The sequence below is a fragment of the Calditrichota bacterium genome (assembly GCA_014359355.1).
Lineage (GTDB): Bacteria > Zhuqueibacterota > Zhuqueibacteria > JANLFK01 > Oleimicrobiaceae > Oleimicrobium.
Genome location: JACIZP010000249.1, coordinates 1 through 21,102, shown reverse-complemented (window position 1 = coordinate 21,102; position 21,102 = coordinate 1). Strand labels below are relative to the sequence as shown.

General features: G+C 60.7%; 17 protein-coding genes and 1 tRNA gene. All 18 read right to left on the bottom strand.

Annotated elements, in window-relative coordinates:
* Positions 1 to 268: 268 nt before the first annotated feature.
* Positions 269 to 2,344, bottom strand: a complete 2,076-nt coding sequence (locus H5U38_11060; protein MBC7187563.1) for a T9SS type A sorting domain-containing protein — start codon at positions 2,342 to 2,344, stop codon at positions 269 to 271.
* Between the two features lie 267 nt (positions 2,345 to 2,611).
* Positions 2,612 to 3,367, bottom strand: coding sequence for an outer membrane lipoprotein-sorting protein (locus H5U38_11055; GenBank protein ID MBC7187562.1), 756 nt, complete (start codon positions 3,365 to 3,367; stop codon positions 2,612 to 2,614).
* An 8-nt stretch (positions 3,368 to 3,375) separates the two neighbouring features.
* On the bottom strand, positions 3,376 to 4,647 hold the full coding sequence (locus tag H5U38_11050; GenBank protein ID MBC7187561.1) for an FtsX-like permease family protein: 1,272 nt from the start codon (positions 4,645 to 4,647) through the stop codon (positions 3,376 to 3,378).
* Entirely contained in the window at positions 4,644 to 5,819 is a 1,176-nt protein-coding gene (locus tag H5U38_11045; GenBank protein ID MBC7187560.1) for an ABC transporter permease, read from the bottom strand. The genes H5U38_11050 and H5U38_11045 overlap by 4 nt, the downstream gene beginning before the upstream one ends.
* On the bottom strand, positions 5,816 to 6,535 hold the full coding sequence (locus H5U38_11040; GenBank protein MBC7187559.1) for an ABC transporter ATP-binding protein: 720 nt from the start codon (positions 6,533 to 6,535) through the stop codon (positions 5,816 to 5,818). The genes H5U38_11045 and H5U38_11040 overlap by 4 nt, the downstream gene beginning before the upstream one ends.
* A gap of 32 nt (positions 6,536 to 6,567) precedes the next feature.
* On the bottom strand, positions 6,568 to 7,749 hold the full coding sequence (locus tag H5U38_11035; protein ID MBC7187558.1) for a hypothetical protein: 1,182 nt from the start codon (positions 7,747 to 7,749) through the stop codon (positions 6,568 to 6,570).
* Complete coding sequence (locus tag H5U38_11030) at positions 7,727 to 8,593, bottom strand: SMP-30/gluconolactonase/LRE family protein (protein MBC7187557.1); 867 nt, start codon at positions 8,591 to 8,593, stop codon at positions 7,727 to 7,729. The genes H5U38_11035 and H5U38_11030 overlap by 23 nt, the downstream gene beginning before the upstream one ends.
* A gap of 489 nt (positions 8,594 to 9,082) precedes the next feature.
* A tRNA-Lys gene (locus H5U38_11025) sits at positions 9,083 to 9,156 on the bottom strand.
* Positions 9,157 to 9,229: 73 nt separating this feature from the next.
* The gene (locus H5U38_11020) at positions 9,230 to 10,435 is read right to left on the bottom strand and encodes a glycosyltransferase family 4 protein (GenBank protein MBC7187556.1); all 1,206 of its coding nucleotides are present in this window, start codon (positions 10,433 to 10,435) and stop codon (positions 9,230 to 9,232) included.
* An 18-nt stretch (positions 10,436 to 10,453) separates the two neighbouring features.
* On the bottom strand, positions 10,454 to 11,626 hold the full coding sequence (gene wecB / locus H5U38_11015) for a UDP-N-acetylglucosamine 2-epimerase (non-hydrolyzing) (protein MBC7187555.1): 1,173 nt from the start codon (positions 11,624 to 11,626) through the stop codon (positions 10,454 to 10,456).
* A 7-nt stretch (positions 11,627 to 11,633) separates the two neighbouring features.
* Positions 11,634 to 12,572, bottom strand: a complete 939-nt coding sequence (locus H5U38_11010; protein MBC7187554.1) for a glycosyltransferase family 2 protein — start codon at positions 12,570 to 12,572, stop codon at positions 11,634 to 11,636.
* A 138-nt stretch (positions 12,573 to 12,710) separates the two neighbouring features.
* A complete protein-coding gene (locus H5U38_11005; protein ID MBC7187553.1) occupies positions 12,711 to 14,045 on the bottom strand; it encodes an oligosaccharide repeat unit polymerase in 1,335 nt (444 codons plus the stop codon).
* A gap of 4 nt (positions 14,046 to 14,049) precedes the next feature.
* Complete coding sequence (locus H5U38_11000) at positions 14,050 to 15,057, bottom strand: class I SAM-dependent methyltransferase (protein MBC7187552.1); 1,008 nt, start codon at positions 15,055 to 15,057, stop codon at positions 14,050 to 14,052.
* Between the two features lie 2 nt (positions 15,058 to 15,059).
* A complete protein-coding gene (locus H5U38_10995; GenBank protein ID MBC7187551.1) occupies positions 15,060 to 16,352 on the bottom strand; it encodes a hypothetical protein in 1,293 nt (430 codons plus the stop codon).
* A gap of 39 nt (positions 16,353 to 16,391) precedes the next feature.
* Complete coding sequence (locus tag H5U38_10990) at positions 16,392 to 17,951, bottom strand: SLBB domain-containing protein (protein ID MBC7187550.1); 1,560 nt, start codon at positions 17,949 to 17,951, stop codon at positions 16,392 to 16,394.
* Between the two features lie 576 nt (positions 17,952 to 18,527).
* Positions 18,528 to 19,001 (bottom strand): YfcE family phosphodiesterase, encoded by a 474-nt coding sequence (locus H5U38_10985; protein MBC7187549.1) that lies wholly within the window; start codon positions 18,999 to 19,001, stop codon positions 18,528 to 18,530.
* A gap of 8 nt (positions 19,002 to 19,009) precedes the next feature.
* Complete coding sequence (locus tag H5U38_10980; GenBank protein ID MBC7187548.1) at positions 19,010 to 20,431, bottom strand: sodium:solute symporter; 1,422 nt, start codon at positions 20,429 to 20,431, stop codon at positions 19,010 to 19,012.
* 70 nt (positions 20,432 to 20,501) lie between these two features.
* Positions 20,502 to 21,102 (bottom strand): serine--tRNA ligase (gene serS / locus H5U38_10975; GenBank protein ID MBC7187547.1); only part of this gene is annotated, 601 nt, incomplete at its 5' end.

Genomic DNA, 21,102 nt, shown 5'->3' with positions numbered 1-21,102 from the left:
TGCCCGGCTGGGGCGAAACCTCCACCCCTGTATCACATCCGGCGGCCAGCAGAAGCGCGGCCACCCCTGCGCACCAGACGATGGCACACGCAAGTTGCCTTCTCCTCATGACCTTGAGACCTCAGTCAGATAGTACCTTGTTGCCACGCTAACGCCCCCAAAGGCATCGCCTCTCTTGCAACCCAAAGGCGTCACTTTGCCGCGCTGAGAGAGCCACCTAAGAGAAGGGGGTGAGCCACGGTAGGCCCACCCCCCTCCTGCTCTCCCTCTATCGGACTAACAGCATCTTGTGGGCAGCGGTGAATCCGTCAGCCTCCAGCCGGTAGATGTACACGCCGCTGGCCACCTCACGGCTGAGGTCGTCAGTGCCGTCCCAGGCCACACGGTGACGCCCAGCCACAAGCTCTTTGTCCACCAACGTCCTCACCTTGCTGCCGAGGAGGTTGTACACGGCCAACTTCACCCTGGCAGTACGCGGCACGCCAAAGCGAATCTCGGTGGTGGGGTTGAACGGGTTCGGGTAGTTCTGCGCCAACTCGAAACGCGCAGGCACCTCAGCCGTCTGCGGCTCCACACCCGTGAAGAGATTGTAGAGCCTAGCCGCCGGATAGTTGTAGATCTTGATGTTATCCAGGTACCCTTGGAAATACGGCGGGTAAGTGCCACCAGCGGCCTTCCCAATGCGCAGCGGAGCATTGCGCAGTCTCACCGGCGTGTTGGACGGCAAGAAACGGCCGTAGAGCTTGTTGCCAGCCGCATCCTCCAACAAGAGTGAGCCAATGCACACGGCAGGGAAGCCAGGCGGGGCATTCTGCACCTCGAAAACCACGTGATACCACTTCCCCGGCTCAACTTGGGCGGTGGTGGTCAACGTGATGGTTCCATCCACAATACCCTGCACATGCCGGCTGTCGTCGAAACGGATTTGGTAGTTGTTGTCCGACCACGTTTGCGCAGTGGCAGGCCGGTTGATGATGCGGCAGTAGTTCTCGATGGTGTCCGCCTTGAACCACAGGTCGACGCAGAACTCCGTGCTGGAGAGGAACGGCGAGTCAACCTCCAAGTAGCTCGAATCGCCCTCCAAGTAGAGCGAGTAGTTGCCCACAGCCGCGTCCGTGGAGTAGACCGGTGCACCGACCACCGTCACCGGATTGTTGTACGGGGAGGCATCGACTGGCGTGCCGGAACCCTCCTCAAACCCGAGATCCAAGATGTTGGTGTTCGGGCTGTAGATGCCAAAGGTGTAGTACGGCATTGCGCCCCATCCTGCATCGCGCGGGTAGGCGAAGGAGAGGCCCTGGTTGTCTACTGCCTCCACGTAGTACTTGACGATAGAACCCAACGGCTGCTGCGGGATGACGGCAGCGAAAGAGTCGCCGGCCACGTGCGTCATCGCCACCGACTGCCACGGGCCGCTGCCCACCGCGTAGTAGAGGGTGACCGACTGAATTGTCGCCCCCATGAGCGTGTAGGCGTTCGCGCCCACGGGATAGCTGGTCACGTCCGCAGTCTGGTTAGGCATGACCGTCACGCCGGAGACGATCGGGGGGACGGCAAATGGTCGTACCACGTTACTGATGCGAATCTCGTCGACAAAGCCGTCCAAGAAGGAGTCACCGCCACCGCCGGCGTAACCAATGTGCAATGGCTGGTTGGTGGTAATCGGCGTCGGGTCTGCGGCACCAAAGCTCAGATAGTCGGCTACCGCAAAGGTGCGCAGCTTGCGCTCCGCGTCATGAATGATGGTCAGCAGCACATGCTTGGTGGTGTCGCGGACAAAAGCCATGTGGTACCATTGGCCGGGCACCATGGTGTTATCCGGTGAATTGGCCTGGGGCCAAGCATCCTGCGACGCAGTATGGTAGCCGCAGCTGAAGAAGCGCGTGGAGCCCCACATCTCCACGAAGTAGTTCGGCCGCCAAAAGACCTCGTCGCCGGTCTTGATGACCAACCGCGGCACCCAGCGCCAGTCGTCCGAACCTTCACCGAACGTGAAAATGTTGATCCAGCCTTCAATGGTCCAATTGCCGGTCAGGTCCAGGTACTGGGTGTCGGCCACGGTCACGTAGGCCGAATCGGTGCGGGAGTCGTTGTCGATGCGCAAGCACTTGTTCAGGCCTGCTATGGGATTCGGCAAGAAGAAGAAGTTGGTAAGAGCCCCGTGGAACTCGCCATCGGCAGAGAACTGCGATTCGTTCTTGAGGTCCCCGTCAAAGTGCATCAGCAGTACGGTATTTTCGTCGGGCTGATATGGTCCGCCCACTTGCTGTGCATTTGCCCCTGCGGAGAGCACGATCAGCGCCCCCGCGAACACAGCCATCTTGACTGTAAGCAGTCTTTTCATCGAGGCACCTCCTTTGTCCGGTTCGTTAACCGCGTGCCATCGATACCCCATAGTCCCCCAGACTAAAGGGTACCTGCCACCGTCGAGCCTCTTTTGCGCAGCCCTGCATCACCTCCTTGGCGGTCTGCTTCGTTCACCGTCCCCCACCATCTCATCGATTCTTCATTGCGGTTGGTAAAATACAAAAATCGGGAGCATTTGTCAAGCATATTCTCTTGTGCCATAGACGAAACCGCCAAGTTGCAAAGCAAAACTGTCCGGGTACCCTCATCTCCTCAGCGAGGCCTTGCTGAAGAGATGCTCGGGGATGGGTTGGTCGAACTCTACGGACTCGACGACAAACTCCGTCCCCTCGCCAGTCTTGAGCATATCTTTGAACCAAATGCGCATCGGGTACCATCTTCCCTGAATGCGCCGCACCTCCTTGAGCTCCACCCTCTTGAGCAACTTGCCGCTGCGAGCGAACAGCTCCTCCCGCAAGGGGACGAAACGCTCCTTGTCTACCCAGAGCTTGCGCGAATAGTAAGCAACCGTCTCCGAGGTTGCGGTGAGGGCAACCACCCAGCAGTCGCGGTCGTCCACTTTCTCGTTGCCTATGACCTCGGCACGATAGAGTTTGCTCAGCTTCGGGTCCTCCAGCATGTCCTCGTAAGAGAGGTCCGAGCCCATCACCGACTGGCGCAGCATGTGGCCGGCGATCTGAATGGTGCGGTCTGTAGCCGGCGAGTACATCCATAGCTTGTCGCCTAACTTTAACATCTTGGTGCCCTTCTCACGCGCCGGCGCGAGGTACTCGGTGAAGGACCTTTCCGTGCCTTGGATCCACGACTTGGCCTCGACGGTACGCGTCTCTCGTCGGCCATGGATGACCATCTTAGAGACAATTACTTGGTTCGTGGAGCTCAGATTCTCGTCGACTTTCTCCAGTATCCAATCGCCTGAGGGAATCTGGGCGGAGCCCCATGCCGACCACAGGCTGAACACGACAAATGCGATTCCAGCGCAAGGTGCTGCTTTGTGCATGGCCCTTTTCATCCTTCGAATTCCTTGAAAAGCTGCGCCGTGTTTCTCTTGTAGATGCGGATCCCCGAAAGGGCAGTGCCCAAGAGCGTAGAGAAAAGCCCTGGGATGAAGCCCAAGTAACAGGTGGCAGGCGTGATGCGCGCACGCACTATTCCCGGAATCATCAACGAGGAGCCTTTGAAGAATCTCCCCATGTCAATCCCTTTCACCTGCAGCACGTAGACTATCGCCAAGCCGAGGAGTGTGCCCGTCACCGATCCGGCGATACCAATGCACACCGACTCGGCCAGCATGGAGCGATAGACGTGGCCCTTGTCTTCTCCGATGGCTAGGCGGACGCCCACCTCGCCATGCCGCCGCAGGCCACCCAGGAGCCCAGCGTTCCACAACACCAGCGACATGGCCATCACGAACACAAAGACCATGATGCCCGAGAACGTCTCGACATAATCCAAGTACTCGCCCAGGCCCTGCTGCTGTCCGAGGGTAAGCATCACCGGCGCAAAGTCATCATTGTCGCTCTGTCGCGAGCGATTGAAGCGCTCGGCGACGGCCACTGCCTGTGCGTCGCGGTAAACCCTGTTGCGGAACAAGCCGAATATCTCGCTGGCGGCGTCTTCCATGTCCAAGAGCTGACGGGCGTCGGCAAGGTCCATGAGGAGGGCGCCGCGGTCCACTGGCCCCACGCCGAAGCGAACTGTACCAGCCAAGACGAAGTTGCCAATCGCCATGCCGCCGTACATAGTCGAGCTGATGAGCGTGAACCTGTCCCCTGGAGCGAGGCCAAGGCGCTGCGCCAGGTCCTCGCTCAGGAGCACGTACCCGCCGCTGCGAGGCACTTCACCACGCACCAGCGCCTTAGGCACGTTGAGGGTGCGGAGCTCATTGCTGGACGAAAGAAGATCGGCAGCCAAACCGACTGCGGGCCCCTGCGCTCTGGTCTCTCCCTCCTCATCGGGCACGTCTACCAACGTGGCGAAGCGAATGCGCGCCACCCACTCCAACTCGGGCTCCGCCTGGCGCAGCTCGCGCAAAAGCTCACCGACATCTACTAAAGCAAGGTCGTTAGGGAACTGATCCTCGCGTTCGGCGTAAGCGCGGGTCACCACGCGTACATGCCCGGTGGAGAAGCGCGCCGAGGTGTCAAGAAAGTCGTGCATCACGCCGCCCAGCCAGCCGTGCAGAAACACCGTGAGCATGACCCCCAACGTGACGATCAGAAAGGGGAAGAGACTGCGCGACGGGTCGCGCACCAATCCTTTGATCAGAAACCGGATCATGACGTGCGCCCTCGCAGTGCTTCGGTTGGCCGCATCTTGGCAATCTGCCGCGTCGGCAGAAAGCTCACCACAGTAACCGCGAACAGCACCAGCAACGTGGTCCCCACAACCAACACGGCGCTGTAGGCCGGGTAGATCCGGTCGGCGATAGCCATGCCCATGCTGTCCGCCACTTGCTTCGGCATGCCCAGACCTCTGCTGGCAAAGTAGAGCAGCAGCGGGATACCGTAAATGGCCCCGACTACTGCCGCCAGCACGCCGTGCATTGCACCTTCCACCGTGAAAAGGCCGACCACCTGCTTCCTGGTCATCCCCAAGGCCATCAGGGTGCCGATCTCCTTCCGCCGGCGGAAGATGGAAAGCACCTGCGTGTCGAAGATAGCCAGCAGAGCCAGGGCCAGGAGCACCAGGTAGAGCACCGAGCTGCCTGCGCTTTTGGTGCGGATTATGGCCTCGACGTCCTGCAACAAGAAATCCTGGTTCTTGAACTCCCACCCGAGCGCCCCAGCTGGCGGAGGTGCCGTTGGATCCAATACCACGAGGGTGGCTTCCTCAGGCATCCCCAGCATCTCCCTGAGCCTTTCGAGAGGCACCCACAGCTGCCCGTTATCGATGGAGGCCACATCAGTCTTCATGATATGGACAATCTTTGCCTCTTGGGCGTCGAACGTGCCGTTCCTGTCCCGCCAGCGCACCGTGAACACATCTCCAACGGCGAGCCGGCAACTGGTGGCCATGCGCCTGCCGATGATGGCCGGAATCTCCGGCCCCTCGTTCTGCAGCAACGCGCTGGGGATCTTGAGAATCCGCTGCTGAGGGTCGATCCCCTTGAGGAGGGCGCTTTGCATTCGTCCGGCCGGGTAAATGCTTGCCTGCGCCACAAGGATGGGCGTCAGTTCCCCCCGCGCCACGCCCTCGCGCAGCGGCGGAGGGAGAACGCCGTGGGCCTGGTCGAGCGTGAAGGGGTCATAGGGGTCGTATGCCGGATGCCAAAACTGGCCGCCGCCGATTTCCCAGGCGATGGTGTCGCGGCGCGCCTGCCTGTTCCAACCTTCCAAGATGCCCTGAAACCAGATGATCACCACGAAGGAGAGGGAAAGGACAAACACGTTGAGCCAGGTGCGCAATCCCGCTCCCAGCAGGTTGCGCAACGCGAGCTTGAGGGCAATCATGACTTAGCACCTCCCTCACCCTGAACAAGCCGCTCGTCCTTGGTCACTCTGCCATCCACGAGCTGGATCTTACGCCTCAGGTACTGAACAACCTTTTCGTCGTGCGTGGCGAAGATGAATGTGGTCCGGAACTGGCGATTAAGCTCCGCCATGGTACGCAGGATGTGGTGCGAGTTCTCCGCGTCCAGGTTCGCCGTGGGCTCGTCAGCCAGCACGATCTCCGGCTTCTTGACCATGGCTCGGGCAATCGCCACCCGCTGGCATTCACCGCCGGATAACTGCGCCGGCCGCGAATTCGCCTTGTCCGCCAGACCAACCCACTCCAGCGCGTCGAGCACTGCCTTCCGCCGCCCGTGCGCGGGCACTTTGAGCAAGAGGAGCGGAAACTCCACATTCTCGTAGGCAGTGTACACCGGAAAGAGGTTGAAGGTCTGAAAGATGAAGCCGAGATGGCGGTTGCGCAGACGCGCTGCCTCCTTGTGGGAGAGCTCGCCTATCGAGTGGCCGAGCACGACTACTCTCCCCTCGCTGGGTGTGTCCAAGGAGCCAATGATGTTCAGCAGCGTGGTCTTGCCAGAGCCACTCGGTCCCACCACTCCGGCGAATTCGCCGCGCTCGAAAACAAGGTCTATGCCGCGCAACGCGGAGAAGTGGCCGCTCCCCATGGGGAATCGCTTCACCAGACCCTCGATAATAATCAGCTTGCTGTCGTCCATTGCTCGTCTCCAGTGCGAGACAGCGCGCCCAATCAGTGGTTGAAAACAGCCATCACCTGCACACCCTTCCCCGCGAACTGGGGCGCGCCGGATGTGGCTCGATAGATTTGCGGGAACTTGGGATTCCAGAAGGGCATCAGGTAAAACTGCCAATTATCCAGGCTTCTCCGCCAAGACGCAAAGCGGTACCACGCTCCGTTGTGCCAGTCGTAGAAAACCACCGCGCTGACCATGTCCACGATGTTCACAGGGTAGCTGGCCATGCTTGCGCTGAACGTGAACCGCTCCCCCGCCTCCCACAGAAACTCGCCATTGCTCATCCAGAGCGTTTCGCCGAGTACGTGCAGGCCGTTGCCGAGGCCAAGGGTGTAGTCCACGCCCAGTGTGGCCATCTTCTGGTAGCGCATCGCCGGCAGCAAAACTTCAAACTTGCTTATCGTCCCTTCGAGCCAGAGGCCAATGCTCAGGTCCCACTTGCCGTCAAGAGCGAGGCGACGTTCCGCGCTCGTGGTGCCACCCCGGGCCGCTCCCTCGCCGTGAAATGCTGCAGACACATCGGCGACACGTTGATGAAAGCTGACGGCCACTTCTCCTGCAGGGACGGGCACTTGCACCCTGCCGCCGAACTCAGGGTGCCTCGAGCTCGTGGGAAAAACCTCCCACCCTTTCGGGTCTTCATTCGCAAAAAGCACCCAGGCCCAGACCGTCGCATTGGCCAAGAGGTAGTAGCGCCCTAAAATGCCGGTGACACCGTCGGCAAGCTGCAGGGGGTCCCGCGGGTCCAGCCGGTCGAACCACATCAACGGGCGCAAGAGCGTGGCCGAGCCAAAATTCAGCTTCTGCAGGCCCGCGCGCACCTCCCACTGCGGCCGCGATAGACGCACCCAGGAGCGGTACAACTTCGCCCGCGCCTGAACACTGTGCCAGCCCTCGCACCAACCAGAGACGTAGGCGTTGACCGAGAGTTCCCCGTCAAGGCTCCATCCTGGGCCCAGCTCGAGCGCGGAGGACAACTCAGGAAGGTAGCGCACCCCTGCGTAGGAAGTCTTTGGCCTTTCGGGCAAGTACGCTGCCCAGCCGGAAGCCATGCCCGCCCAGCGCACGGACTGCCCACGGAGCGAAGCCCATGGGAGCAACGCCAAGAGAACCAGGGCGCGGAAGTGGAGGTCGCTTCGCGCACATGCTCTCGGCCTATTTCCCAACTTGCTCGCCATCCCTTTCTTGCTCTACCCAAGGCAATTGGGCGCCAGGCACCGAGACTGCGCACCGGTAGACGCCGTTGGTCTCGGTTTCGGTGAGGAAGAGGTAGCGCATGCCCTCGCCGCCGAAGGCCAAGTTGCTGGGTTTCCTTCCCGGCGTGGCCACGCGCGCGCTGAGCCGGCCGCGAGGCGAGATGACGATGACGGCACCTCCGCCAAAATGCGCTACGTAGAGGTTCCCCTGAACGTCAAAGGCCAGACCGTCTGGGTCGCCACCGGGCAGCTCCGCGAAAACCTCCCTGTCGCTGAGCGTGCCATCTCCGGCCACGGCAAAGCGCACCACCCGTTGCCGAGCCGATTCGCTCACATAGAGCTTGCCGTCCAAGGGTGAAAAGGCGATGCCATTAGGAAACGCGAGGCCGCTTGCCGCCACCCAGGAGGTGTCCCGCGCGACATCCACGCAGATGATCCTGCCGTCCACTGCCTCGACGCCGTAAGTCTTGGGGTCGGTCACGTAGACCCGTCCTGAGGAGTCCACGGCCAGGTCGTTGGGGCGGTTCAGCGGCGCCTCGTGCGGTCCTGCGCTCAGCACCGCCATCTCACCCGAGGAACGGATGGCGAGCAGGAGCCGCCGCCCGAAATCGCACGCATAGAGCCGCCGTCCTGGGCCCATGGCCAGGCCGTTGGGCCGTCCGGGTGGAGGAAGCAGGGCAAACGTGTCAACCCGCCCCTCTGCGATGCGAGCAATCCAGCCTCCATAGCAATTGGCCACGTAGAGCGAACCCTTTCCGTCCCAGACCGGCCCCTCAGGGAAGTCGAAGCCTGAGCCGACCCGTTCCCAACTGGACAGCTGCGGCACCTGGTGCCCACCGCAGCCCAAAAAAAGAATCCAGGCCCCAAGCCCAACACCTAAGCCGAGGACTCTAAGTTGTCGTAGTGGCACAGGGCACTCCCGAGGCTTTACGCGCTGCCTCTGCGGGAAAAAGCTAACGGCATGCCGCCGTTAACCGCCAAATTCCCAAACCCGGAGGTCGGAATCTGACCGGTAGCTGCGAAGACTACTTGGAAATCTGGAAAAAGGCCAGAGCTTGCCCCTGGGACAGAATCGCCCACCATGTGAGACCCCCTAATCGATTGAGTGGAGACCAAAGAGGAGGAACAAACGTGATTGGAAAGCAGCCAAAGGGAAAGAGAGACACCGTAGCGAGCAGAGAGTGTGTCCCTCATCGCCACCTTCTCTCCGCAACACCAGCGCTGCGCATTCGGACGGAAGAGGCCATCCACTTGCCTCCCGCAGTTATGCGGCCGACCTCAGGATCGAGGCCGGCCTTAGGGGATATGCTGATAGTGAGGGTGGCGGGAATCGAACCCACGACCAACGGCTTAAAAGGCCGCTGCTCTACCGAGCTGAGCTACACCCTCGTAGTCGGGCGGTGAAATATAGCACTTTCACCCTGAAAAGACAACCGGAAATTGCGCGTGCACGTCGCCTGCGTCAGCGCATGGTTCTGCTGCCTCGTGACCCCAGCCGGGCCAGCCTTTCCAGCTGAGAATATGCGGCCAGGAGACGCTGCGAGGAGACGCCCCAGTTGTAGGCCTCCAACACGGCCTTCCGTCCGTGGGCACCGGCGCTGCGCTCCCGTCCGCGCAGCCTGAGAACGGCGGCAGCAAAACTCTCTGGGTCATTGGAGGCAAAGACCTCCCCACATTGGCAGGCTCGCACCACTCGCGCCAAGGGACGGGCATCAGATACGACCACCGGCTTGCCAAGTGCCATATACTCGAAAAGCTTATTCGGAGAAGTGGTGTTGATGCTGGGATCAGCCGGATGCGGCACGATGCACACCTGCGCAGCAGTGATGTACGAAGGGAAAAGACGGTGGTCAAGCCACCCGGTCACCTCCACATAGTCGGCTGCGCCACGGGACCCCACGAAGCTGCGCACCTCTTCCTCACTCGGTCCCCCTCCAGCGATCACCAGCCGGGCATTGGGGATGTGCTGGCGGATGACCGGCATGGCTTCGATGGCCGTCTCCAACCCGCGCTCCGGGCTCAGCCAGCCCGTGTAGAGGATGGTATAGTCCTCCTTGTACTTGGCCACAATTTCCCCAGCTACCGGATACTGCCCAATGGCCTCCAAGTCGGGAGTGTTGTGGATGACGGCGACGCGCTCATGCTGCACCCCGATGTCCCGCAGGCGTTCTTCCGCCTCCTCCGTGACCACGAGCAGGTAGTCAGCGGCGCGCACACACACGCGGTCCAGAAGATCTGCGGCACGCGCATTGCGAAACACGCGGTTGAAGGTCCCTTTCAGTTTCCAGCTGCGCAGCGCCGCCGGGTAGTTCTCGTACATGTCGTAAACCACCGGGATGCGCAAGAGGCGGCCCACGGCAAGCGCCAACGGCACCATGGTCAGGTTGATGGCGTGGAGGACGTCAAAGCGTTCCGACCGTACCAGCGGCACAAACTGCGCAACCCACACAGGGTTCCAAAAGATGGGCAGCCGAACGAGCTGACCGATCCCGCCGGCACCTGGAGAGATGTTGCGGATACGACGGATGCGGATCCCTTCGTAACTCTCCGCGTGGGGGCGCCCCTTGCGATTGTCGCACACCACCCAGACCTCATGGCCAGCGCGGAGAAGAGCCTTGGCAGTGCGCTCCAATCGCACCTCGGGTGGAAAATCACTTTGAAAGAGCATGCACACCTTCATGGCCGCTCATGCTCCCGGCTGAAATTCGTCAGGGCGATGATCGCGCAATCCAAAGTGAAACAGCAGCGCCTCCACAATGCGGCGGGCTGCCTGCCCGTCGCCGTAGGGATTGGGCGCAGCAATGGCCTCCTGGTAGTGGGCAGCGTCGTCCAAGAGCTTGCGCGCCTCGGCAACAATGCGCGTCACGTCGCAGCCCACAAGCCGCAACCAGCCTCCTGCGATCCCCTCCGGTCTCTCGGTCACCTCGCGCATCACCAAGACCGGCTTGCGCAAGGAAGGAGCCTCCTCCTGAATACCCCCGGAATCGGTGAGGATGAACAGAGAACGGCCCAGCAGGTTGATGAAAGAGTAATAGTCTAACGGCTCGATGAGATGGATCCTCGCGTGACCCCGCAGGCGCTCCTTGAACACCGCACGCACGTTTGGATTCAAGTGAACAGGGAAAACGACCTGGAGGTCAGGGTACAGGTTCACCAGCTGAATGATCGCCTGCGCGATACTCTCCATGGCCGGCCCCCAGTTTTCCCGGCGGTGGGCCGTCACAGCCACAGTCCTCATGCCACCTTGCATGATGGCAGCCACCTGGGGGTCGCGAAAACGGGGCTGTTCCTCCAGGATCGACTGCACGGCATCCACCACCGTGTTGCCGGTCACAAACACGCGTTCGGCGCTCACACCTTCGCGCAAGAGGTTTTCCTTGGCAAGCTGCGTGGGTGCGAAGTGGATATCGGCAAGGGCAGAGGTTAGCCTCCTGTTCAGTTCCTCCGGGAATGGGCTGTACTTCTGCTGCGTGCGCAACCCAGCCTCGACATGCGCCACGGTCACTTTGTGGTAGTAGCCACAGAGGGAAGCGACAAACGTCGTCGTCGTATCCCCCTGGACGATGATGACCTCTGGCTTCATGCGCTGTACCACCCCATCCAGGCCTTGCAAGGCGTTGCAGGTCACCCTCGCTAAGCTCTGGTTCTCCTCCATGATATCCAAATCGACGTCGGGCACTATGCGAAAGACCTCGAGCATCTGGTCGAGCATAGTGCGGTGTTGCGCGGTCACCACCACCGTGGTGGCGAAAAGCTCAGGCTCCTGCCGCAGCCGAGCCACAACCGGCGCCAGTTTGATCGTCTCGGGCCTGGTTCCGAACACGACCATGACCTTGATGGGTTTACGCGCTCCCGCCATGCAGGCACTACCTTTCTTTTCCTACGTACCACAAGAAGGCTGCCCAAAAGGCCCCCGCCTTCCTACGGCACAGGGTGCGGATACCCGGGCGTAACACCCCAAACAACCACCATCCCGCCACGCGGAGGAGTGAACCGGCTGCCAACACGATGCGTGCCAACGCACTGCTCAGCGGCTGGTGGTGCTTCTGGTAGAAAAGGTATCGGCTCTTGTGCAGTTGCACAAAAATGCGGGGCGCTACTGGGTCGCCGCTGCCCCCGCCATAGTGGACCACGGTCGCCTCGGGGGTAAACCACACCTCCCACCCTTTCTGCTTGGCGCGGTAGCACCAATCTTGCTCCTCGCCGTAGAAGAAGAACCGCTCGTCCAGGAGGCCGACATCGTCGATCGTGGCGCGCCGCGTCATCAAGAACGCCCCCTTCACATAGTCGACCTGCTCCAGGCGGTCGTAGGTGAAGTAGGTGAGGTGCATGCGACCGAAGAGCCTGCTGTGCGGGAAGAGCTTGTCCAACAGCAGGGCCTCCCAGAGAATTCCCGCAAACGACATAAAGCTTTCGCACGAGGGCTGCAAACTTCCATCAGGATTGATGAGCCTGCACCCGACCGCGCCCGCTTTCGTATGCTTCTCGAGGAACTCCAGGCAGTGCAAGAGTGCTCCCGGCTTGAGCTCTGTGTCGGAGTTGAGCATGAGGAGGTAATCGCCCTGCGCCAATCGCAGCCCCTGATTGACCGCGCGCGCAAATCCGACATTGGTGCTGTTTTGCACGATGCGTACCTGCGGGAATTGCCCAGATACGAGGCCGACACTGCCATCGCTGGAGGCATTGTCGACCACAATCACCTCCACCTCGATGCCCTCGGCCGTTGAGAAAATGGAACGGAGACAGACGGCCAAGAGATCGCGTGTGTTGTAGTTTGGAATGACTATGGAGAGTTGAGCAGGCATTCTACGCTTGATCTTCCACGACGTGAAGCGGGCACACATACTTGGCAAACATAAATCCCGAGTGGCCGGTCTCTCTGGAGGAGACGCTCCCCGCGCGATATCCGCGGAATCCGAAGGGGCACCTACGAGCTTCGCCCATCAGGCCTTTGCCTCCGCCACCTGCCGGCTTGCATGGCGACACCACTGATCAATGATCACGCCGGCAAGAAGAGAAAGGCCAAGGCTGATGACCCAATATCCCGCCCTCGTCGCCTGATAGAGGTAGCTGAAAGCCACCACGACATACAGATGGCCCAGCCACGCGAGGGTGGTCAATTTCGGCTGCCTCTTCGCCTTGAACCAGAAGACCGTGCACAAAAGCCCCAGCAGGTAAGGACCAAGCAGCACGCCGGCCAAGCCAAAGTCGGCGTGCAGTTCCCGCAAGTAGGTGGCAGTATTCGAAGGAAAGGGGATCGGATAGAACTTCTGGTAATCCGGCACATCGTCGGCCAGCCCGAAGCGCGCCAAGATGCGAAACACGGGCGCAAAGGTGTTAGACCCTGGAAATGGGTGCTCGCCACCCGCCTTCCAGTAGGCGTTGAGCACGGCCGGATGAGAGCTGACGTACATGTACAGCGAAGGCGTAATGATGAAATTGCGCTCCAGCTTGGTCAGTCGCCTGGAGGCGCCGTAAAAGCGCTCGAAGGTACCGCGGAAGCCGCGCACAAACTCAGCAGCGGCCAGGAAGAGGGCCAAGACCAGCACCAAGCCCAGCACCCTTTTCCAGCGTGCCACAGGTACGCGCACTCTCGCCGAGCCGGGAGCCAGCCGGCCCAAGAAATAGGCGCTGAGGAAGAGGACGATGCCGTTAAGCATCTTCGCCCTCCCCACCAGCGCAATGTCGCCCACGATGATGACCAGCAGCGGCAAGAGCGCGATAGGCCTGATTCTGCCCGATCGCGCGCTGTACACGCCGGCTAAGAACACGGCAGCCAACGCAAAGGAATCGACGTAAGGGATCATCCCGGGCAGCTCATCGCTGACACGCATGCGATAGATGAGGTTGCCGCGCACGATCACCATGGCCACGCTGCCAAACCGGGAAATCAGGACTGACCAGTGCTGTAAGGCCCCCACCAAACCGATGGCCGAGAGCAGCAGAATAGCCACCACAAGCAACTTCCGCTCCAGTGGGGCAACGCCCGGCTGCACCGCAGCCTCCCCAGTGGCCGCCGGAATACCGAGAGCTACTCTGCCCAGCGGAATCACGCACGCGCCAGCCGCAAATGCCGCCCACCCGTAGGCAATGATCAACCACACCTCGGTGCTCATCGGCTTGTAGCTAATGAGCCGGAGAGAATAGGCCGCCATGCCTACGCCCCAAATCAACGAGTAAAGCGCCAAGTGATTGAACCATCGCCCCAACAGGGCACGGCTCAACAGAATGCCCGCCAGGCCACACAAAAGGAAAAGAAGAGGCACCGGGTCTGTCATGGCCCTAACTCACCTTGGCATTGTTCCCGCTTGCCGGAGCAAGGCGCCGAAGGTAGAATACCGCCGAGTCGCCCTGTTCTTGCGCGTTGAGCTTCCTGGCCATGGAGCGAAACGCTGCCATTTGACGCCTGTCAAAAACTGACCCGTGAGGGTTGACTTCATACGAATTGGACGCCAGAAGCGGAATACCGCGCACGTACTGTTCGCTCCCCCAAAACTGAAATTCAGTGGAGTCGAACACCACCTTCTCCAATCTCCACCCCGTTCTCTCGGCGAGAAGCTCGAGGCTCTCGCGGGAATAGATAAGGAGGTGGCGGGGAGCATCCAACTGCACCCAATGCACTCCATAGTGCTGCCATGCATAGCAAGGAATGACTGGTGTGCGTATGAGGCATGTGCCCCCCTGCGGCACAAGGCGCGCCACCAGGTTCAGCGCTTCCTCAGGGTCCGACAGGTGCTCAAAGGAGTGGTGGAACATCACCAGGTCCCAGGTGCCTTCCACCTCCTCCAACCTTTGCCGGCGCACTATCAGGCCATTCGGGTAGCAGATGTCATTCTGCAGCCACGGATCGACGCCCAAGAGGTGGTGAAACCCGCGTTGGCGGAGGCGGTAGAGGAGAGCTCCTGTCCCACAGCCAACGTCCAGTATCTTGGTCTGCGTGCAGAGGCCAGGAACCATTGACAGGCTGCGCAAGGCCTCATTGGGGAAGCGGTCGTAGAGCAAGCGCCCCACCACGCCACGGCTATAGAGCGCATAGCGGTCGCGCAGCACCAATGCCAAACGACGAACAGGATTGCCCTTGGCGGACAGCGGTTGCTGGCTGATGCTGTAGTAGACCGGAGGATAGTAGCGACTGAGGTCTGTCGGCAAGTCGCTGATCTGCAAACAGCCGCACTGCTGGCATTGGAAGTAGTGAAATTCCTCTCCCAAGCCCAGCATCATCTCCCGCACGCAGAAAGTAGCATGCGGGCCGGCATTGCCACAGATCCTGCAACTGCTCCCCGCGGCCACCTCTATCCTCTGTGCTTCCCCTGGAGTACACCAATTCTTCTGATGGAGCGGACGAATTTGCGGTATGTCTCCCTGCCGGGCAACGCCTCTGCCAGAGCGGCAGCTCGGGGGTTGTGCTCCCTCTCCCGCTCATAAAGTTCTGCGACAAAGGCCCAGGAAGTTGCGAACAGGGCCGCCAGAGCAGTGAAGATGAGCACCAGAAGGCTGCGGCGCGGTTTGGCCTTGCGCTCAGGGGGCACGGCCCGATCCAGCACCAGCACGACCGGCATGTTCTTCTGCTCTTCCAGCTTGGCCTGCTCGTATAAGGGAACCAGGAATTCTAAGAGCTTGTTCTGTATCTCGAACTCCCGGTAGCGGCGAATGTACTCTATCCCCAGCTCCGGCACATCCTTGAACGGCACGAAGAGGTTAAGAGACTGGTCGGTGAACCAGTCGCTGGTCCCGAACTTCATCTCGCGCAGTTTCCTGTTCATTTCCGCCAACTGCAGGCGGAGAGACTGCGTTTCGGGGTTGTCGGCGCCAAGGCTGCGCTCGGCAATGCGGAGCTGGATCTCTTTCGCCACTGCCTCCCCCTTGAGCTCCGCGGCCCCTTTGATCGCCGCCTCTGTCTGCTCAGGCAGCGCGTAGATGCCGTAGCGCTGCTGGAAGGCCTTGAGGCTGTCCTCCGCGATCCTCAGGTCGCGCAGGTTTTCCTGGTAGCGCCGCTCCACAAACTCTCGGTTGTTGCGCGCCTCCTGCGTGCCGAGACGTACACTAATCTCGTTGAGCACCTCGATGAAGTAGTTCGCCATGTCCGCGGCGCGCTGGCGGTCGCGGTCGTAGACGGTGATGTTGATATTCCCTTCGCTGCCGATATCGAATTCCGCTTTCCTGCTCAGCTTTCGCACTGCCTTCTCGATAGACCCGTCTTTGATCTTGTAGACGCGCACCAGATCGAACTTGCGGACCACAGCCTCCATGGCAGTGCGACTCTGCAGAATTGCGAGGTAGCTATAGGCCTCTTCCGAGGTACCCAAACCTCTGCCAAGCCCAGAGAGTCCCTTCATAAGCGACGAGATCCCCCCTTCCAGCATGCTGGTGATGCCCCCCGGCTTCTTGGGAGGGAGCAGGGAAGCCCTGGCCGCATACCAGTTGGGAAGCATCAGGCTCACAATGGCCGTGACCACAGCCACCGTGCCCACGGTCATGAGAATGAACCGCCGCCGCTTGAACAGGACATAAAGATAGTCAAAAAGGTACGAGGGGCGGAGCTGACCATCCCCTGGTTCCTCGGTTCTCCGTTTCTGTGGAGTCATGCGCTTTCTCCTCACAACCAGCCCTGCCACGCAGGCGGTTCACTGGCTTGCCTGCCTGATCAGTACGCCGATGCCCACGATAACGCTGAGCGCGCTGGCCACTTGCGCGTAGAGGTTCATGTAGTAGGCAAAGTCGCGGTGGGGTTTCATCGGCACCCAGATGTTGTCACCCTCTTCGACCTCGGTCTTGCTCACGTCCAGCCACTGCTTGGTCTTTCCCTTGATAATCTTCACGTCTCCTTTGCGCGCACGCTCGGCGTAACCGCCCGCCTTGCGGATGTAGTACTCGTAAGAGCGTCCCTTTTCATACGGCACATGCCCAGGGCTCACCACCTGGCCGAAGACGTACACGGTCTTCTTGCGCGCGGGCACTTTGATCAAGTCCCAGGCATGCAGAGTAACATCCTGCGTTGAGTCACCCTGCAGGAAGAGCCTCTCGAAATCCACCGCAACGACCTCACGACGGAGACGGATGCTTGTCTCGGTGTTGTAGTAGGCGCTGTCGATGGGCGTGATGTAGCCCCGTGAACTCAGCAGCCTCTCCAAGTCCATCTCCTTTTCCGTCAACGAGGTACGGATTATCTCGGCGCCGGGCAGAAAGGCATGCTGGGTGAATCCACCGGCGCTGGCAATGACTTGAGAAAGTTTGGTACTCTCCTTTGTGATCGGATAGAAACCAGGGTAAAGCACCTCCCCCTGAACCTCAACTACAAAGTTGCGCCGCTCCTGGGGTTTCTCCTTGACAAACACACGGTCGCCCCGTTGCAGCAGCACATCCTCCGCTTCCCCGGCAAAGATTGCCTTGGCGTCCACTACCCAGTTGACCATGCGATTGCCTCTCTCGTCAAGTCGAGAGATCTCCACATGGCTGGAGTCGGCGAGCGGCGTGAAACCGTGGCTGATGAGCAAGAGGTCGGTGAGGCGATCTCCCTCCACATACTCGTACTGCCCAGGGGCGGTTATGCCGCCATAGATGCTGACAAAGTCCCTGTCCAAGTCGCGGCGAGGCACCAGGATGACATCCCCATTGAGGAGATAGGGGTTGGCCGTGGAATTGCGTGTGGCGTAAAAGCGTGGCAGGTCCACTCTGCTCACCGTCCCATCGCGACGCTTCAGCAGGATGTTGCGCTGGGAAGCGGTCCGCAACATGGCCTTCTGCCGTTCGCGCTCTTCGCGCGCCGTGTCCATCGCCATATTCGCCATGGCGATGGCCTTATCTACGCGCTCAGTGGCCAGCAGCGTATAGGAGCCCTGCTTTATGACCACACCGGTGACCGTGACCACCACCGAACGAGGCTGCGTCAGGGTTACCGTGATCTGTCCGGCCACATACTTCTTGCGTACTTCGTCGATCGTTCTCTCCTTGACTTCAGCCAGGGAAAGCTCGGCCACTCGAATCTCCCCCACCGTGGGGATGAGCAGAGTCCCTTCCGGCGTGACCGTCAGCTCGTAGATGGCCGAAGGGCTCCCCCAGATTGACACCGTAATGCGGTCGGAAGGACCCACGATGTACGTCTTCGGGTCGATGGGCTCCTCCAGCGCAATAGGCGTTTCACCGGAAATCTGCGTCTTTCCGGCGCGCGGCAACAGCTGTTCCAAGAGCCGCTCCCTTTCCTGAGCGATACTTCCCGACACGAAGGCGCAAACGAGACAAACTAACACCACTCCTGCCAGTGTTCTTCTCTCGGTGGGGGAATTCATGCCCATAAGCAAGAGTCCTCGCCTTTAGCCGATTTCGAAAAGCATCCCACGTCAAGCAGCAGTCAAATGGCCAATTCTAACTCCGCCGGCATGGAGTCGCCGAGGGCTATGCAGCGAAGGCGCCCATTCCGGTCGGACGAGCTCCTCACGCGCCTCAGGCGGTCAACTCCGTCTATGCCTGCCACTTCCGCGAGCGCGGCTGCGCTTGTGCGCGATCCTCCCACAGGATCTTGCCGCAGCAGGCGCCGTAAATGTAGCCATTTCGGCCAAACATATCAAGCGTTTCTTCTGCGCCCTGAGAGAGCAATCCGCCGCGTATCCCCGCGGCACCCACCCACTGGACCGCGATCCACATTGCGGGCCCGCATTGGCAGGGCACACCATGGCTGGCGCCTCCCCGTTGCCGACTGCAGGCAGCAGGGCCCGCACCACCTCTGCGTGGCGACCGGGGTTCACGCGCTTGCGTGGCTGGCCCTAAGGCTCAAGTTCGGAGAACTCCACATGAGGCGCCTTGCCTCGCTCAAGTACCATCACCGCCACCGAGGTTGAACTCCCCGGCCCACCGGCGGCACCTGGGTTCACAAACAGAATACCCTGGCGTTTCTCGAAGCGTCGGCAATGGGTATGGCCATGCACAACGACGTCTATCCCTTGCAGGGCTTCTTGTCTTGCCAGCTCCCGCAGCCACGGCAAAGACGGCGGTCGATGGAGGAGAACGATCGTCACCTGCTCCGCTTTGACCACCCGCCAAGGCGGCTGCACTGCGCTGAGCGGCGGCCGATCCATGTTGCCTGCCACCGCGCGCACTGGCGCCACCTTCGCCAGCTCCTCAAGCACGGTAGAGGAACCAATGTCCCCCGCATGGAGTATCAGGTCAACGCCCGCGAAAAGTCCTGGCACCGAGGGATGCAGGCGGCCGTGGGTGTCGGCAATGAGCCCAAGCCTCATGGCAACCATCAGCCGGCCGTAAGGAAACCAACCACCAAATAGAGAGCAGTAGCCAGGGACGCTGCCAACAGTGCGTAAGGCAATTGGGTGTTGACGTGGTCGATGTGATCGGTCGCCGCCGCCATGGAGGAGATGATGGTCGTGTCAGAAATCGGCGAACAGTGGTCACCGAAGACCCCGCCTCCAAGCACCGCCGACAGTGCCAACCCGGGATGCAGACCCATGGGCGCCACCATGGGCACCGCGATGGGGATCATGATGGCAAAAGTGCCGAAGGATGTGCCCGTGGAGAAGGCAATCACGCATGCGGCAAGAAAGAGGAGCGCCGGCACCAGGCCAGGATGAACCCACATCTTGGCCACCGAAGCCACGAAAGGTCCAGTGCCCAGCTCACGACATACCGCCCCAATTGCAAAGGCGAAGATCATGAGCGTCGCAAGGGGAACCAGTCCGCCCACACCCTTCATGAACTGGTCAACAATTTCCCTGGTGGACATGATTCCCTGCAAGCGGTAGGCCACAGCCGCTATGCCGATACCCGCGGTTACCGCCCAGAGCACGGCGGTCGAGCCGGAACCCCGCATGATGTTGCCTCCACCGGTGATCAGCAGCCCCACCGGCATCATAGTCACCATTACGCCAATGGGCAAGAGCATGTTAATGGCGCGCGGCCTGACGCCGGGCTTGGTAGCCACCGCGGTTACCTCTGCGGAGACCAGCGGCTCGGCCCCGTCGCGCAACAGCTTCCCCTCCTCGCGCACCCGTCGCTCAGCCCGCCGCATGGGCCCAAAGTCCAATTGCAGGAGCACCACCACCAATACCAAGAAAAGAGCGATGATGGCGTAAAAGTTCAACGGCATGGAGAGCACCAGCCAGTGCACGGGGTCTGCCACCCGCTGCTCGGCCAATAAAGCAATCACAAACGCCCCCCACGCGTTGAGGGGAATCAGGATGCACTTCGGCGCCGAGGTGGAATCACAGATGTAGGCCAGCTTTTCGCGCGAGATGTGCAGGCGATCGAACAACGGCCTACACACCGCCCCAGAAATGAGCACGCAGATGCTCGACTCGACAAAAACCACAACCCCGAGCGCCCACGCCAAGAGCCCGGCGCTCCGCCGCGTTCTCACCAGACCCCTTCTTGTCACCCATTCGACAAATCCCTCCATGCCGCCCGAGTACTGCGTGAAGGTGATCAGAGCACCAACCATGGCACTAAAGAGGATCACCTTGGCGTTGCCTGGATCCTGAAAAACCCGCACGCACCCTTCCAGAGCCTGCGCCAGACCGCTGACAGGATTCCCATGGGCGAGGATTGTCCATCCGAGCCAGATACCCACGAAAAGCGACAGGAACACCTGTCTGGTGCCAATGGCCAGGACAATGGCAACCAGAGGCGGCAGAACGGAGACCCAACCGGCAGCGTTCACAACACCTCCCGAGCAGCGGGTTCACAAGAAGCAAGTGCATCTGCTGCTGTGCGGAGCTGAAAAAGGCAGCTTAGCGCAGTAGGTCAACGCCCATGTAGGGACGAAGCACCTCAGGCACCACCACGGTGCCCTCGTCGGTCTGATAGTTCTCCAGAATAGCGATGACGGTGCGCGGCAGGGCCACGCCCGAGCCGTTCAGGGTGTGCACGTACTCTGGTTTTGCCCCTTTGGCCCGGCGAAAACGGATGTTCGCGCGCCGTGCCTGAAACGCCTCGAAATTGCTACACGAGGAGACCTCCAGCCACTTGCCGATGCCCGCTGCCCAGACCTCGATATCGTAGCATTTGGCGGCAGCAAAGCTGAGGTCGCCAGTGGCCAAAACCTTCACTCGGTACGGAAGGTTCAGGAGCTGCAGTACCTCCTCGGCATTGGCCAGTAGGCTCTCCAGCTCATCGTAGGAAGTCTCCGGTTTGACGAGTTTCACCATTTCCACCTTGTCAAACTGGTGGATGCGCACCAGGCCGCGCGTGTCCCGCCCGTACGAACCCGCTTCTCGGCGGAAACAAGGCGTGTAGGCCGTGTAGTAGATGGGCAACCTGTCGCCGTCCAGAATCTCGTCACGGTGCAGGTTAGTGACCGGCACTTCCGCTGTCGGGATCAGGAAAAGGTCG

Excerpts from the sequence above, each read along its gene's own strand:
- H5U38_11060 (MBC7187563.1), bottom strand. The coding sequence starts at position 2,344 with ATGAAAAGACTGCTTACAGTCAAGATGGCTGTGTTCGCGGGGGCGCTG.
- H5U38_11055 (MBC7187562.1), bottom strand. The coding sequence starts at position 3,367 with ATGCACAAAGCAGCACCTTGCGCTGGAATCGCATTTGTCGTGTTCAGC.
- H5U38_11050 (MBC7187561.1), bottom strand. The coding sequence starts at position 4,647 with ATGATCCGGTTTCTGATCAAAGGATTGGTGCGCGACCCGTCGCGCAGT.
- H5U38_11045 (MBC7187560.1), bottom strand. The coding sequence starts at position 5,819 with ATGATTGCCCTCAAGCTCGCGTTGCGCAACCTGCTGGGAGCGGGATTG.
- H5U38_11040 (MBC7187559.1), bottom strand. The coding sequence starts at position 6,535 with ATGGACGACAGCAAGCTGATTATTATCGAGGGTCTGGTGAAGCGATTC.
- H5U38_11035 (MBC7187558.1), bottom strand. The coding sequence starts at position 7,749 with ATGGCGAGCAAGTTGGGAAATAGGCCGAGAGCATGTGCGCGAAGCGAC.
- H5U38_11020 (MBC7187556.1), bottom strand. The coding sequence starts at position 10,435 with ATGCTCTTTCAAAGTGATTTTCCACCCGAGGTGCGATTGGAGCGCACT.
- wecB (MBC7187555.1), bottom strand. The coding sequence starts at position 11,626 with ATGGCGGGAGCGCGTAAACCCATCAAGGTCATGGTCGTGTTCGGAACC.
- H5U38_11010 (MBC7187554.1), bottom strand. The coding sequence starts at position 12,572 with ATGCCTGCTCAACTCTCCATAGTCATTCCAAACTACAACACACGCGAT.
- H5U38_11005 (MBC7187553.1), bottom strand. The coding sequence starts at position 14,045 with ATGACAGACCCGGTGCCTCTTCTTTTCCTTTTGTGTGGCCTGGCGGGC.
- H5U38_10995 (MBC7187551.1), bottom strand. The coding sequence starts at position 16,352 with ATGACTCCACAGAAACGGAGAACCGAGGAACCAGGGGATGGTCAGCTC.
- H5U38_10985 (MBC7187549.1), bottom strand. The coding sequence starts at position 19,001 with ATGAGGCTTGGGCTCATTGCCGACACCCACGGCCGCCTGCATCCCTCG.